Source organism: Streptomyces sp. NPDC093225, from assembly GCF_044753805.1.
Lineage (GTDB): Bacteria > Actinomycetota > Actinomycetes > Streptomycetales > Streptomycetaceae > Streptomyces.
The window spans coordinates 66,265-78,757 of sequence record NZ_JBIVNX010000022.1; the positions used below are offsets into that span (position 1 = coordinate 66,265).

General features: G+C 75.8%; 11 protein-coding genes. 6 read left to right on the plus strand and 5 right to left on the minus strand.

The annotated features are described in order from the left end of the window. Positions 1 to 139: 139 nt before the first annotated feature. On the minus strand, positions 140 to 1,087 hold the full coding sequence (locus tag ACIQCH_RS21005; RefSeq protein ID WP_402582903.1) for an SDR family oxidoreductase: 948 nt from the start codon (positions 1,085 to 1,087) through the stop codon (positions 140 to 142). Positions 1,088 to 1,152: 65 nt separating this feature from the next. On the opposite strand from ACIQCH_RS21005, the gene ACIQCH_RS21010 reads away from it, so the two are divergent. Further along, positions 1,153 to 1,677 (plus strand): DUF4240 domain-containing protein, encoded by a 525-nt coding sequence (locus ACIQCH_RS21010; protein WP_402583012.1) that lies wholly within the window; start codon positions 1,153 to 1,155, stop codon positions 1,675 to 1,677. Positions 1,678 to 2,344: 667 nt separating this feature from the next. Here the strand turns inward: ACIQCH_RS21010 and ACIQCH_RS21015 are convergent. Then, positions 2,345 to 3,115 carry an SDR family NAD(P)-dependent oxidoreductase gene (locus ACIQCH_RS21015; protein ID WP_402582905.1) on the minus strand — a complete coding sequence of 257 codons (771 nt, stop codon included), beginning with the start codon at positions 3,113 to 3,115 and terminating at the stop codon, positions 2,345 to 2,347. 167 nt (positions 3,116 to 3,282) lie between these two features. Between ACIQCH_RS21015 and ACIQCH_RS21020 the strand changes: the two genes are divergently transcribed. Further along, the gene (locus ACIQCH_RS21020) at positions 3,283 to 3,936 is read left to right on the plus strand and encodes a TetR family transcriptional regulator (RefSeq protein WP_402582907.1); all 654 of its coding nucleotides are present in this window, start codon (positions 3,283 to 3,285) and stop codon (positions 3,934 to 3,936) included. Positions 3,937 to 3,942: 6 nt separating this feature from the next. On the opposite strand, the gene ACIQCH_RS21025 is transcribed toward ACIQCH_RS21020, so the two are convergent. Next, a complete protein-coding gene (locus ACIQCH_RS21025) occupies positions 3,943 to 5,019 on the minus strand; it encodes a PP2C family protein-serine/threonine phosphatase (protein WP_402582908.1) in 1,077 nt (358 codons plus the stop codon). Between the two features lie 195 nt (positions 5,020 to 5,214). Continuing rightward, positions 5,215 to 5,886: a VIT family protein gene (locus ACIQCH_RS21030; RefSeq protein ID WP_402583014.1), complete on the minus strand. Its 672-nt coding sequence runs from the start codon at positions 5,884 to 5,886 to the stop codon at positions 5,215 to 5,217. A gap of 600 nt (positions 5,887 to 6,486) precedes the next feature. Here ACIQCH_RS21030 and ACIQCH_RS21035 point away from each other — a divergent pair. Together ACIQCH_RS21035 and ACIQCH_RS21040 are read left to right on the plus strand one after the other, a co-directional pair. After that, positions 6,487 to 7,404, plus strand: a complete 918-nt coding sequence (locus tag ACIQCH_RS21035; protein ID WP_402582910.1) for a TIGR01777 family oxidoreductase — start codon at positions 6,487 to 6,489, stop codon at positions 7,402 to 7,404. 352 nt (positions 7,405 to 7,756) lie between these two features. Continuing rightward, positions 7,757 to 8,995: an FAD-dependent oxidoreductase gene (locus ACIQCH_RS21040; RefSeq protein WP_402582912.1), complete on the plus strand. Its 1,239-nt coding sequence runs from the start codon at positions 7,757 to 7,759 to the stop codon at positions 8,993 to 8,995. 578 nt (positions 8,996 to 9,573) lie between these two features. Here ACIQCH_RS21040 and ACIQCH_RS21045 read toward each other — a convergent pair. Further along, positions 9,574 to 11,010, minus strand: coding sequence for a regulator (locus tag ACIQCH_RS21045; RefSeq protein ID WP_402582914.1), 1,437 nt, complete (start codon positions 11,008 to 11,010; stop codon positions 9,574 to 9,576). Positions 11,011 to 11,205: 195 nt separating this feature from the next. Here ACIQCH_RS21045 and ACIQCH_RS21050 point away from each other — a divergent pair, with 195 nt between their 5' ends. Together ACIQCH_RS21050 and lipB are read left to right on the plus strand one after the other, a co-directional pair. Further along, positions 11,206 to 11,460, plus strand: coding sequence for a hypothetical protein (locus tag ACIQCH_RS21050; RefSeq protein ID WP_402582916.1), 255 nt, complete (start codon positions 11,206 to 11,208; stop codon positions 11,458 to 11,460). A 149-nt stretch (positions 11,461 to 11,609) separates the two neighbouring features. Beyond that, a complete protein-coding gene (lipB, locus tag ACIQCH_RS21055; RefSeq protein ID WP_402582918.1) occupies positions 11,610 to 12,458 on the plus strand; it encodes a lipoyl(octanoyl) transferase LipB in 849 nt (282 codons plus the stop codon). The last annotated feature ends 35 nt before the right edge of the window (positions 12,459 to 12,493 follow it).

Here is a 12,493-nt window from a genome sequence, read left to right on the forward strand (position 1 = left end):
TGGGGTTGGTGTGTGGGGTGTTGTTGGTGGGTCTTGGGGGGGGGGGCGGGGGGCCGGGGCCCGGGGCCCTGGTCCGCCCCCCCGCCCCCGCGGGGGGCCCCCCCGGGGGGGGGGCCCCCCCGCCCGTTCCGTTTTTGCGTCAGCGGTAGTCGTCGGGGGTGCGGTCTGCGCCGCCGTGGCGGACCTCCTCGATGTAGGCCCAGGCGTCCGGACGGCTGCCGTCCGCATCGGTGAACCCGTACTCCCTGGCGAGCTCGCCGCTGGAGAGGGAGCGGCCGTTCCAGCGGTGCACGTCCGGGTCGGCGGCCAGGGCGGCCACCGCCCTGGCGATGTACAGCGGCGTCTCGGAAACGGCGAAGTCCGGCACCTCGGCGGTGGCATCGCGCCAATTGGCCTCGGTGACGCCGAAGTGCTCGAGCATCTGCTCGGAACGCAGCCATCCGGGGGTGAGCGAGACGGCGGTGCAGCCGGTGCCCTCGAGGTCGTGGGCGAGGTTGGCGGCCATCCGGATCGGGCCGTTCTTGGCGAGGTCGTAGAAGAAGTTCTCGCGGAAGCGCCGGTTGGTGGCGGCGGTGCCGTCGGTGATCTCCACGACCAGTCCGCCCGGGTTCCGGATCAGCAGCGGCAGGGCGTGCCAGCTGGTGATGACGTGGCTCTTCACGCCCAGTTCGAGCATCCGCAGGCCGCGGTCGAGCTCGGTCTCCCACATCTTCTTCCCGAAGACGACCAGGTGCTCACCGCCCCACAGGTCGTTGACGAGGACGTCGAGCCGTCCCTGCTGGGTGTCGATCTGCTCGACGACCGCCCGCACCTGCTCGGGGTCGAGGTGGTCGGCCGGTAGCGCGATGCCGGTCCCGCCGGCGGCCGTCACCAGCTCGGCGGTCTCCTCGATGGTCTCCGTGGTGCGGCCGACCTCGCTGACCCCCGTGCGGGTGGTGCGGCCGGTGACGTAGACGGTGGCGCCGGCGGCGCCGAGCTGCACGGCGATGGCGCGGCCGGCTCCTCGGGTGGCCCCGGCGACGAGGGCGATCCGGCCGGCGAGGGCGGCCGTGCGCGGTGCTCCGGACGGTGTGCTGCCTTCGGTCATGCCGCGACCCTGCCACGGATCGCGCGGTGGCGTGGGGCAGACGTTGCCGTGATGCTGGACGCGTGATGGACGAGACGGAGTTCTGGGAGATCGTCGACAGCACCCGAGAGGCCGCCGAGGGCGACCCGGAGGAGCATGCGGACCTGCTGGTCGAGCGGCTGCTGCAGCTCGACCCGGACTCCGTGCTGGACTTCGCCCGGCACTTCGAGTCCCGGTACAGCCGGGCCTACACGTGGGAGTTGTGGGGCGCGGCCTGGGTGCTGCTGGACGGGGCGAGCGACGACGCCTTCGACTACTTCCGGTGCTGGCTGATCGGGCAGGGGCGGGAGGTCTTCGAGGGCGGGGTGCACGAGCCGGACCGGCTGGCGGAGCTGCTGGGCGAGTTCGACGAGGAGATCGACGGGGACGGCGAGGACCTCGGGTACGCCGCCGACGAGGCGTACGAGCAGCTGACCGGTGTCGTGGCCCCGGACCTCGGCATCCCGCAGCAGGCGGCGGAGCCGGAGGGCACGCCGGTGGACTTCGAGGACGAGTCGCTCCTGGTGGACCGCTACCCGCGGCTGTGGCGGAGGTTCCGGGAGGTGGAGTGAGGCGGGGGGTGGGTGAGTTAGTGGGGGGGCGGCTGAGCGTCTGGGGGCTGAGCGTCTGGGTGGCTGAGCGTCTGGGTGGCTGAGCGTTGAGTGGCTGAGCGTCTGGGTGGCTGAGCGCTGGGAGTGGGGTACGGAAGCGGAGCCGCTGGGCGGGGGCACGGGAGCCTCCACCCTGTGGTGTGTGGGTCCCCCGGCGCTTGACCCGGTATGGCCTGCAGGCCCTGCGGCAGGCCCACCCCTGGGGCTTCGGGGCCTTCGGCCCTGGCCTGCGGCCACCCCAGGCCCGGGCCTGCCTCCGGACCAGCCTGCCATACCGCCTCAAGCACCTCCCCCACACACCACACGGGGTTGAGGGGCTGGGCGGCGGGGCGGCGGGCCCGACTCCGTCGCGGGAGGGGGGCCTGCGTTCCGGATACCGTCACGGGGGTCGGGCCCCGACTCGTGGGCCGTACGGGGGTCGGGCCCCGACTCGTAGGCCGTTACGGGGGCCTGGCGCGACTCACACGCCATCACGGCAGCGGGCCCGGCTCTGGAACGCCACCGGGGACGGGCCCGACTCGCCATCACCGTCACGGCCGACTGCCCCCACCGGCGGTCCGGGGTACGGCCTCCGGGCGGCCGGGGGGAGCCGGGCCGAGGTGGCACCACCAGGCCGGCGTGTGACGGATCAGTAGTGGGTGCCGCCGTCGATGCGGATCTCGGTGCCCGTGATGAAGGCGCCGTCCTCCGAGCCGAGCATGGCGACGACGCCGGCCACGGTCTCCGGGCCGGCGAAGCCCTGGCCGATGGCCGGGGCCAGCTTGGCGAACAGGCTCCAGTCGGTGTCCTCGGGGAGGCCCGGGCCGGTGCCGCTGGTCATGTCGCTGGCGATCGAGCCGGGCGCGACGCTCACGGCGCGCAGGCCCTGCTTGCTGTACTCCGCGGCGAGCGAGTGGGTCATCGCCTGGATGCCGCCCTTGGTGGCCGCGTACGCGGACATGTAGGGGTGGGCGAACGAGGCCGAGGTCGAGCTGAAGTTGACGATGACCGGCTTGTCGCCCGCCAGGAGGGCGGGGAGGGCCTCGCGGACCATCAGGAACGTGCCGGTGAGGTTCACCGAGACGATCTTGTTCCAGAGCTCCAGCGTGGTCTTGTGGGTGTGCTCGGAGCGCAGGATGCCGGCGGCGTTGACGAGGACGTCGAGCCCGCCGAGGGTCTCCGCGGCGGCGGCCACGCCCGCGCGGACGGCGGCCTCGTCGGAGATGTCGAGGACGGCGGTGGTCAGGCGCTCGCCCGTGCCGTCGGCGGCGGCCCGTTCGGCGGTGGCCTTCAGGCCGGCCTCGTTGACGTCGACGGCCACGACGCGACCGCCCTCCGCGAGGATCCGGTGCACGGTGGCCTGGCCGATGCCGGAGCCGCCGCCGGTGATGAGGACGCGCCGTCCTTCGTAACGCTGCATTGCCGTCTTCTCCACGGGGGTAAGGGGTTCGGGGTGACGCAGGGGCCGGATGCGGGTGCCGGGGACTCCCGGTCCCGGCCGGCCCTGGCCAGCGTACGCCCGAATGACACACTTTGCCATCTTGACAATTCATGCACTTCGCTGCCGGACTGGCGTACGCTGCGGATGTGAACTCGCCTCGCCCCTACTCCCCCGTCCCGGGTCCCGGTCAGTCCCTCACGGAGCGCCGCAAGGCGGCCACCCAGCTCGACATCGCGCGGGCCGCGTGCGCGCTGTTCGCCGAGCACGGCCCGGACGGCACCACCGCCGAGGACATCGCGCGCCGGGCGGGGGTGGCCCTGCGCACCTTCTACCGGTACTTCCGCAGCAAGCAGGACGCCGTCGCGCCGCTGCTCGCCGGCGGTGGCGACGAGTGGCGGGCCCTGCTGGCGGCGGAGGAGCCGGGGGTGGCCCTCGGGCCCGCCATAGAGCGGGCGGTGCGGGGCGCCCTGAGCCTGCCGGGCGGCGAGGAGGGCCTGGAGTGGACGCGCGGGCTGCTGCGCGCCGCGGAGGAGGACCCCGCGCTGCGGGCGGTCTGGTTCCGGGTGAACCAGGAGTCCGAGGACCGGCTGGTGCCGGTGCTGGCGCGGCTAGCCGGCGAGGACGCCGACCCGCTGGACGTACGGCTCCTCGCCGCGGCCGCCACGGACGCGATCCGGGTCGCCCTCGAGGTCTGGGCCGCCACCGACGCACCCGTCGCCGGTCCCGGCTCCCCCGCCGAGACCGCGGTCCGCTGCCTGCGCACGCTGACGGCGTCGATGCCGCTGGTGACCGGGGCGTAGGCCCGCTCAGGAGTCGCGGGACAGCAGCAGGATCGCCACGTCGTCCCCCGGCCCCTGCGTGAAGTCGATCAGGTCGTGCCATACCGCCGCGACGAGGTCCGGCGCGTCCGAGAGGGCCGCCAGGCGCTCGTACAGGGGGTAGAAGTCCCCCTTCGTGTCCCGGGCCTCCGTCACCCCGTCGGTGTGGATGAAGAGCCGGTCCCCCGGTGCCAGCACCGCCTCCGCCACGGACGGGGTCGCCAGCCCCGCGAGCCCCAGCCCCAACGGCGGCGCCGGCTCCGCCGGCACCACCGAGACGGTGTCCGCGCGCAGCCGGAGCACCGGCGGGTGCCCGCACGACACGATGCGGACCAGGTCCCGTCCCGGCGGGAACTCCAGCAGGGCCGCCGTCGCGAACAGCTCGCCGTTCTCGATCCCGGCCGCGTCCTCCACGAGCCGCCGGTCCAGTCGTTCCGCCACGGCCGCCAGCCCGGCGTCGTCCAGCGCCCCCTCCCGGAACGCCCCCAGCAGCGCCGCCACCGTGCCCACCGCGGCGAGCCCGTGGCCCTGCACGTCGCCGACGACGGCGCGTACGCCGTACGGACCGGCCCGCACGTCGAACAGGTCGCCGCCCACCAGCGTGCCCCGCTGCGCGGCCCGGTACAGACCCGTGCACCGCACGTCCCCCACCCGCTCCGGCACCGGCGGGAGCACCGCCAGCTGGGCCGCCTCGGCGACCGTGCGCACGGACACGAGCTGCGCGTCCCGCCGCCGGCGCACCCACGCGATCACCACGCTCAGGAGCCCCACCAGCGCCACGGTCACGATGTCGGTGCCCCGGGCCTTGCCGACGCCGAGGCTGGACACGCCCAGCAGCACCAGCACGAGGCCCGCGAACACGGACGTGCCCATCGCGCCGTACGAGAAGGCCGCCACCGGCGGCAGACCCGCCAGGAAGTAGCCGAGCTCGATGTTGGCCGGGGTGACGTGCTGGAGCAGGGACAGCACCACCAGGGCCACGGCGGGCGCGATCCGGGCCCACCGGGGCGGCGGCGCGCCCCGGAGCCAGCCGGGCTCCGCCTCCCGACGTCGGCGCGGTCTCACCCCTTCACCCTCGTACGCCCGCGCCCCGCCCGCACTCCGACCGCGCCGCTGGACCGCCCCGCGCGGCCGCGCGGCCGGAGGGTGCCGGCCGATCCGCGGGGCGCGCGCCGCAGGCCGGGTACGGCGTCCACGGCGGCAGCGGCCACTGGGCCGTACGACGTACGCGACCTGACCCGGGGAGCGGACGGGCGGGACTCAGGCACCGGCGACGTCGAGGAGGCGGCCGACCGCGTACGTGACGGTCATCGCGAGGGCGCCGCCCGCCACGTTGCGCACCACCGCCCGCGCGGACGGCGCGCCGCCGAGCCGTGAGCTCACCTGGCCGCAGACCACCAGCGCGACGAGCACGGCCCCGAACGTCACCGGCACCCGCTGGTCGGGGCCCGGCAGCAGGATCGCGAGCAGCGGCAGCAGCGCCCCGACCGTGAAGGCCACGAGGCTGGCGAGGGCGGCGTGCCAGGGGTTGGCCAGCTCGTCCGGCTCGATCCCGAGCTCCACGCGGGCGTGCGCACGCAGCGCGTCGCGCTCGCTGAGCTGGACGGCCGCCTCGCGCGCCACGTCCCGGCTCAGCCCCCGGGCGGCCAACAGCCCGGTCAACTCGTCGAGCTCGGCCTCCGGGTCCTCGGCGAGCTCGCGCCGCTCGGTGTCGAGCGCGGCCCGCTCGGAGTCGCGCTGCGAGCTGACCGAGACGTACTCGCCGGCCGCCATCGACAGGGACCCGGCCAGCAGCCCGGCGACCCCGGCGGCCAGGAGCGACGAGCGGGACGTCGTGGTGCCGGCCACGCCCACGACGAGGCCCGCGGTGGAGATGATCCCGTCGTTGGCGCCGAGCACCCCCGCCCGCAGCCAGTTGAGCCGGGTGCTCATCCCGTCGGGGTGGTGCGGCTCGCCGGACTCCGCCTCCGCCGACCCCGCACCGGCCGGGCTGGGTTCTGTCACAGGACCACTGTCGACCGTACGGCCCGCCCGGGCCACCTGACCGACCACCCGATCCGACCAGTTGACCTGGCCACCTGGCCAGGCTGCCTCCCCCGGCCACCCGACCGGGCCGAACTCCTTCGCCAACGCCGAGGGAATCCCGAGCTGTACGGCACCCACCCGACCCCCCTCCCTCCACCCAGGCAGCCGAATCCTTGGCGGTGGCTGGTGGGTCCCGTGGTGTGTGGGGGAGGCGCAGGACAGGGGTGGCAGGCTGGTCCGGAGGCAGGCCCGGGCCGAGGGGGCCGCAGGCCCGGGCGAAGCCCCGAAGCCCTCGGGGTGGGCCTGCCGCAGGGCCTGCAGGCCACCCCTGTCAAGCACCGAGGGGACCCACACACCACGGGACCCACACCCGAAGCGAGCCCACCCCCCACACCGGCCCCCACCCCGAAGCCCCCACGCCCTCCCCCTCACGCCCTCCCCCACCCCCGCGACACCCCGGCGCCCCCGACCCTCCGCGAGACCCCCCGACTGGGGCAGGATGCGGGCATGCGGATCGCTGTCACCGGTTCGACCGGGCTCATCGGTAAGGCGCTGGTGCGCTCCCTGCGGGCGGACGGGCACGAGGTGGTGCGGTTGGTGCGCAGGCCGCCCGCCGCTCCCGACGAACTGACGTGGGACCCCAAGCGCGGTTACGTCGCCGAGCCCGGCCTGGCCGACTGCGACGCGGTGGTGCACCTGGCGGGCGCCGGGATCGGGGACCACCGGTGGACGGACGCGTACAAGAAGGAGATCCGCGACAGCCGCGTCCTGGGCACCCGCACCATCGCCGAGGCCATCGCCTCGCTGCCCGACCCGCCGCGCGTGCTGGTCAGCGCCTCGGGCGTCGGCTACTACGGCGACGGCGGCGACCGGGTCCTGGACGAGGAGTCCCCTGCGGGGACGGGCTTCCTGCCCACCGTGTGCGCGGAATGGGAGGCGGCCACGGCACCGGCCGCGGCGGCCGGCGTGCGGACCGTCCTGGCCCGCAACGGCCTGGTGGTGTCGGGCTCCGGCGGGGCTTGGGGCCGGATGTGGCCGCTGTTCCGGCTGGGGCTGGGCGGACGGTTGGGAGGTGGGCGCCAGTACTGGAGCTGGATCTCGCTGCGCGACCACATCGCGGCGCTGCGCTTCCTGATCGAGGACTCCGCGCTGGCCGGGCCCGTGAACCTGACCGGGCCGCTGCCGGCCACCAACCGCGAGGTGACGGAGGCCATGGGGCACGTGCTGCACCGCCCGACGGTGTGCGCGGTACCCGAGTTCGCGCTGCGGCTCGTCCTGGGCGAGCTCGCCCAGGACGTGTTGGGCAGTCAGCGGGCGGTGCCCAAGCGGCTGGTGGCCGCCGGCTTCGCGTTCGCGGACGGGACGATCGAGTCCGCCCTACGGGCAGCACTCGACGAGAACGCCGCCGAGCACAGCCGGCGCTGACCCGCCCCGCGCCCGCCACCCACTCACCCACCAATCCGCCCACCCACCAATCCGCCCACCCCGCCTGACCCCACGCCCAGCCCCCACACCGGCCCGCCTCGAAGCCGCACCAGACCCCCACCCCTACCCCCACCCGAAGCCGCACGAGACCCCCACCCACCCCGCGCCCGACCCCACCAGTACCAGCCACCCCGCACGCCCACAGACGACCGAATACGACCGCTGTGCGACCGGCGTGCGACCGTATGCGACCGGACTTGCGCCCACTCTCGTGCCGGACTCGGGTTCTGGTGGAGCCCGTTGGGGGAAGGAGGATCCCCACACCAGCCGCGCCGACCTCGGGGAGGGGCACGTGCTCAGCAGCGCACATCACGCGGACGTCGTCATCGTGGGAGCGGGAGTCTCCGGACTCGCGGCCGCGCACCACCTCATCGGCGCCGGAGTCAACGTCACCGTGCTGGAAGCGGCGGACGGAGCGGGCGGCCGGATGGCCACCGAGACCGTCGACGGCTTCCGGCTCGACCGGATCGGCCAGTTGCTCAACACCTCGTACCCGGAGCTCAGCCGCACTCCGGGTCTGACCGGCCTCGTCCTGCGGCCGTTCGCCCCAGGCGTCCTGGTCTGCGGGGAGGGCGGCCGGCAGCAGCGGGTCGGCGGCACGCGCACGGCCGCACGCGCCCTGGCCAGCGGCTCGTTCCTGAACGCGGCGCTGGCCCGGCTGGCCGCCGTACCCGTGGACCGGCTGTTGGCGCGGCCCGAGCGGACCGCCCTCGCGGCCCTGCCGCGCCCCTTCTCGGGGGTGCTCAGGCCCCTGCTCGCCACGCTCCTCAGCGACGCCGAGCTCGGTACGTCCAGCCGGTGCGCGGACCTGGCGCTGCGCGGCTTCGCACGCGGGCGGCTGGCCGTGCCCGAGGGCGGCGCGGCCGCCCTGCCCGACCTGCTGGCGGCGGGGCTGCCGCCCGGCACGCTGCGCACCGGGGTGCGGGTGCGGTCCGTGTCGACGAGCGTGGTGCGGACCGCCGACCACGGCGACTTCCGGTGCCGGGCGGTACTGCTGGCGACGGGGGCGCGGGCGGCCGCGGAACTGCTGCCGGGGCTGCGGGTGCCGGAGTTCCACGAGCTCAGCGTGTTCCATCACACGGTGCCGGCGGGGACGGTGGCGCCGCTGGACGCGTCGCTGCTGCTGGAGGGCGACGGGCGCGGTCCCGTGGCGCACTCGGCCGTCATGTCCGCCGTCGACCCGCGGCGGGCGCCCGCCGGGCGGGCGCTGGTCTCCTCCACGGTGCTCGGGCGGCCGCCCGCCGAGTCGGTGGTCCGGGCGCACCTGGCGTTCCTGTACGGGCCGGACGCGGCCCTGTGGGAACCGCTGGCGGTGCACCACACGCGGGAGGCGGTGCCGGCGATGCCGCCGCCGCACGATCTGCGGCGGCCGGTGCGGGTGCTGTCGGGTCTGTACGTGTGCGGCGACCACCGGGACACGAACACGGTCCAGGGGGCCCTGTTCTCGGCCCGGCGTGCGGTGCAGTCGGTCCTGCGCGACTTCGGGGTGCCGGCTGCGGAGCCGCCGGTGCCGCTGCCTGCGGCCGCCTGAGCCCCGCCCCCGGTCCCGGCCCGGCCTTGCCGGCCAGGGCCGCGGGGGGGGGGGGGGGGGGGGGGGGGGGGGGGCGCGGGGGGGGGGGGGGGGGGGGGGGGGGGGGGGGGGGGGGGGGGGGGGGGGGCGGGGGGGCCCCCCCCCCCGGCCGGGCCCCCCCCCCCGCGGCCCTGCGGGGCGGTTTCCCCTACCCGCCCTTCCCCGTTCCCCGGGGCTCCGCCCCGGCCCCACCCGGCGCTCCGCGCCGGCCTTCCTGGGGCTCCGCCCCAGACCCCGCGCCTCAAACGCCGGCGAGGCTGGAACCGCCGGAACAGGCACACCCAACCCGCACGCCAGAACTGTCGAGACCGGCACATCCAGCCCGCGCGGCGTTTGAGCGCACCCGGCGCGCAGCGCCAGGGTTCCCGGGCGGAGCCCGGCAGGGCGGCGTCCGTGGTCGCAAGCCACGGTTTCGGGAAGGGGCGGGGAGGGGACATCGCCCCGCAGGGCCCACCGGCCCGAGGCCGGACCGGACCCAGACCGAACCGGACCGGACCGGACCGGACCGACAGGACTCCAAGCCCCACCCCACCCACCCGCTACGGCAAGGACGCGACCCGGTCGCGGTACGTGCGGACGGCGGCGGCATCCCGGTACGGCTCCAGCCGCCGCTCGAAGTCGCGGACGTACTCCACCGCCCGCACCGACCGCATCTCCGTGGCCTGCTGCGCAGCCTCCGCCCCCAGCGCACACGCCTGGTCCAGCTCGCCCAGCCCCAACCGCGCCGAGGCCAGCACCACGCGGCAGAACAGCCGGGAGCGCGCGTAGCCGGGGGCGCGCAGCTGGAGGGATCGCTCGGCGTGCTGCGCCGCGGCCCGGTACTGCTGGAGGTCCCGGTGCGCGTGCGCGAACTCGTCCGCCAGCTGCGCCTCGTCGAAGAACCGCGCCCAGTGCGGCACGTCGTCCCCCGGCCGCGCCGCCCCCAGCGTCCGCTCGGCCCGCACCAGCGACGCCGTGCACGCCCGCACCTCGCCGAGCACCCCGTGCCCGCGCGCCTCCGCCGCGTGCAGCAGCGCCTGCACCACCGGCGGGGCGCCGGTGCCCACGCCCTGCTGCGCCACCCGGGCGAGCTGGACCGCCTCCCGGCCGTGCCCGAGGTAGACCGCCTGCCGGCTCATCGTGACCAGGACGTACGACCCGTACGGCCGGTCCCCCGCGGCCTGCGCGAGCCGCAGCGCCTGCACGAAGTACCGCTGGGCCAGCCCGTGCGCGGCGATGTCGTACGAGGTCCAGCCCGCGAGCCGGGTCAGGTCGGCGGCGGCCGCGAACAGCCGCCGCCCGGTGGCCTCCCCGTAGGTGCCGCGCAGCATCGGCTCAGCCTCGTGCTCGAGGTAGCGCACCAGCGCCTGGCGGGCGTGCCCGCCGCCGTAGGCCTGGTCCAGCGTCCGGAACAGCTCGCCCACCGAGCGCAGCGCGGCGATGTCGCCGCCGGTCACGCGCTGCCCGGGCCCGCGGTCGACGGCCCGCTGCCGGGGCACGGTGAAGCGGCCCTGGCCGGGCACGCGCGCGACGGCCGACTCACCGCGGCCCACCCGCTCGTCGGGGCGGCCGATGAGCCAGTCCCGGCTGGGGACGACCAGGCCGGCCGGCGTGAAGGCGATCTTGCGCAGTTCGGCGTGGCTTCCGGAGTCCTTGCGCCACAGCCCGCTCGCGATGTCCACGGCCTCCTCGGGCGTGGCCGCGAACTCCAGGCCCGCGTAGACCGGGGCGCAGGCGTCGAGGCCGAGGTCCTGGGCGGAGAGCCGGCGGCCGAGGCGCCGCGTGAAGACCTCCGCGATCAGCGCGGGGGTGGTGCCGCGCGGCTGCTGCCCGCGCAGCCACCGGGTCACGGACGTCTTGTCGTACCGCAGGTCGAGGCCGTGTTCCAGGCCGAGCTGGTCGACCCTGCGGGCCAGCCCGGCATTGGAGAAGCCCGCTTCCGCGATCAGGGCCGCGAGCTGCCGGTTGGGGACGCGCTGCGGGGGTCGTTCCGTCATCGGCTCCACGGTCTCCTGACTTCCGGACCGCTGCTGCCCGGTCCTCTGCGGCCACTGCCCGGCCCTGTGAACGGCGTGAATGTAGCGGCCATCTCGGCCTTTCCCGCCCGCTCTGCCCCACATTCATCCGATCGTGCGAAGAACTCGCCCGCCCCTTTACGGATCACCCCTACGCCCTTGCGTACGCTGCCGGGCATGAACCCGCACGACCCCGTCCACGCACCGTCGGCCCCGGAGATCACCGAGGCGGAGTGCCGCCGGTGCGGGACCCTGATCGCCGGGTTGGACGGGCGCTACGCGTGCGGCGTGTGCGGTTGGGTGAACGACCACTCGGAGGGGCACCGGGCGCTGCCCCGGGCCGAGGAGGACCCCGACTTCCCGCGCGGTCGGCGGCGCAGGCCGCAGCTCCCGCCGGAGCTCGCGGAGCCGGCCCCGGCGATCGGCCCCTGACCCCCGACAGCCGGCCCCGGCGACCGCCCCCTGACCTCGGGCAGCCCGCCCCGGCCCCCGGCAGCCCGCCCCGGGCCCCCGCGAGGGCCCGCCGTACCCTGGGTGGGTGCGGTATGCACGCACAGCCGTTTCAACGAGGAGGCGCTGCGGTGGCTGATCTGCGGTTTGTCCGTCTGGGCTTCGGTTCGGAGTCCGTCGAGTACACCGAGGCGTGGGAGGAGCAGCGCCGGGTCCACGCCGCCCGCTTCGCGGACGAGATCGACGACACCTGCCTGCTGGTGGAGCACCCGCCGGTCTACACCGCCGGCCGCCGCACGGCGGACAGCGAGCGCCCGCTGGACGGCACCCCCGTCATCGACGTCGACCGCGGCGGGAAGATCACCTGGCACGGGCCGGGCCAGCTGGTCGGCTACCCGATCATGAAGCTGCCGCGCCCCGTGGACGTGGTCGCCCACGTGCGCCGCCTCGAAGAGGCCCTCATCCGCACCGCCGCCGAGTTCGGCCTGGAGACCACCCGCGTCGAGGGCCGGTCGGGCGTGTGGGTGCTGGGCGACCCGGTGGAGCAGCGGCCGGCGCTGGGCGGCCTGAAGCTGGACTTCGACCCGCGGCTGACGGACGAGGAGTTCGACCCGCGGCTGAACGGCCCCGAGTACGCCCCCTCCAACGCCGGCCAGCGCCGCGAGGACCGCAAGCTCGCCGCCATCGGCATCCGGGTCGCGAAGGGCGTCACGATGCACGGCTTCGCGCTCAACGTGAACCCCGACGCCACCTGGTTCGACCGGATCATCCCGTGCGGGATCCGCGACGCCGGTGTGACGTCGCTCTCGGAGGAACTGGGCAAGGAGATCACCATCGCCGACGTCCTGCCGGTGGCCGAACGCCACCTGGCGGAGGTGATGGCGGACGCGACGCTGGCCCCGAGAGAGGTGCCGCACCCGGCCGCACGGGCCTCCGCGGAGCCCGCGGCCGCCCCGGCCCCCGCGGCGACCCCGGCCTGACCCGGCCGGACCTACCGACGGGTAGGCCGGTCCCC

What these genes read in the sequence shown, in the direction of transcription:
- ACIQCH_RS21005 (WP_402582903.1), bottom strand. Translation starts at nt 1,087, where the DNA reads ATGACCGAAGGCAGCACACCGTCCGGAGCACCGCGCACGGCCGCCCTC.
- ACIQCH_RS21010 (WP_402583012.1), top strand. Translation starts at nt 1,153, where the DNA reads ATGGACGAGACGGAGTTCTGGGAGATCGTCGACAGCACCCGAGAGGCC.
- ACIQCH_RS21015 (WP_402582905.1), bottom strand. Translation starts at nt 3,115, where the DNA reads ATGCAGCGTTACGAAGGACGGCGCGTCCTCATCACCGGCGGCGGCTCC.
- ACIQCH_RS21030 (WP_402583014.1), bottom strand. Translation starts at nt 5,886, where the DNA reads ATGAGCACCCGGCTCAACTGGCTGCGGGCGGGGGTGCTCGGCGCCAAC.
- ACIQCH_RS21035 (WP_402582910.1), top strand. Translation starts at nt 6,487, where the DNA reads ATGCGGATCGCTGTCACCGGTTCGACCGGGCTCATCGGTAAGGCGCTG.
- ACIQCH_RS21045 (WP_402582914.1), bottom strand. Translation starts at nt 11,010, where the DNA reads ATGACGGAACGACCCCCGCAGCGCGTCCCCAACCGGCAGCTCGCGGCC.
- ACIQCH_RS21050 (WP_402582916.1), top strand. Translation starts at nt 11,206, where the DNA reads ATGAACCCGCACGACCCCGTCCACGCACCGTCGGCCCCGGAGATCACC.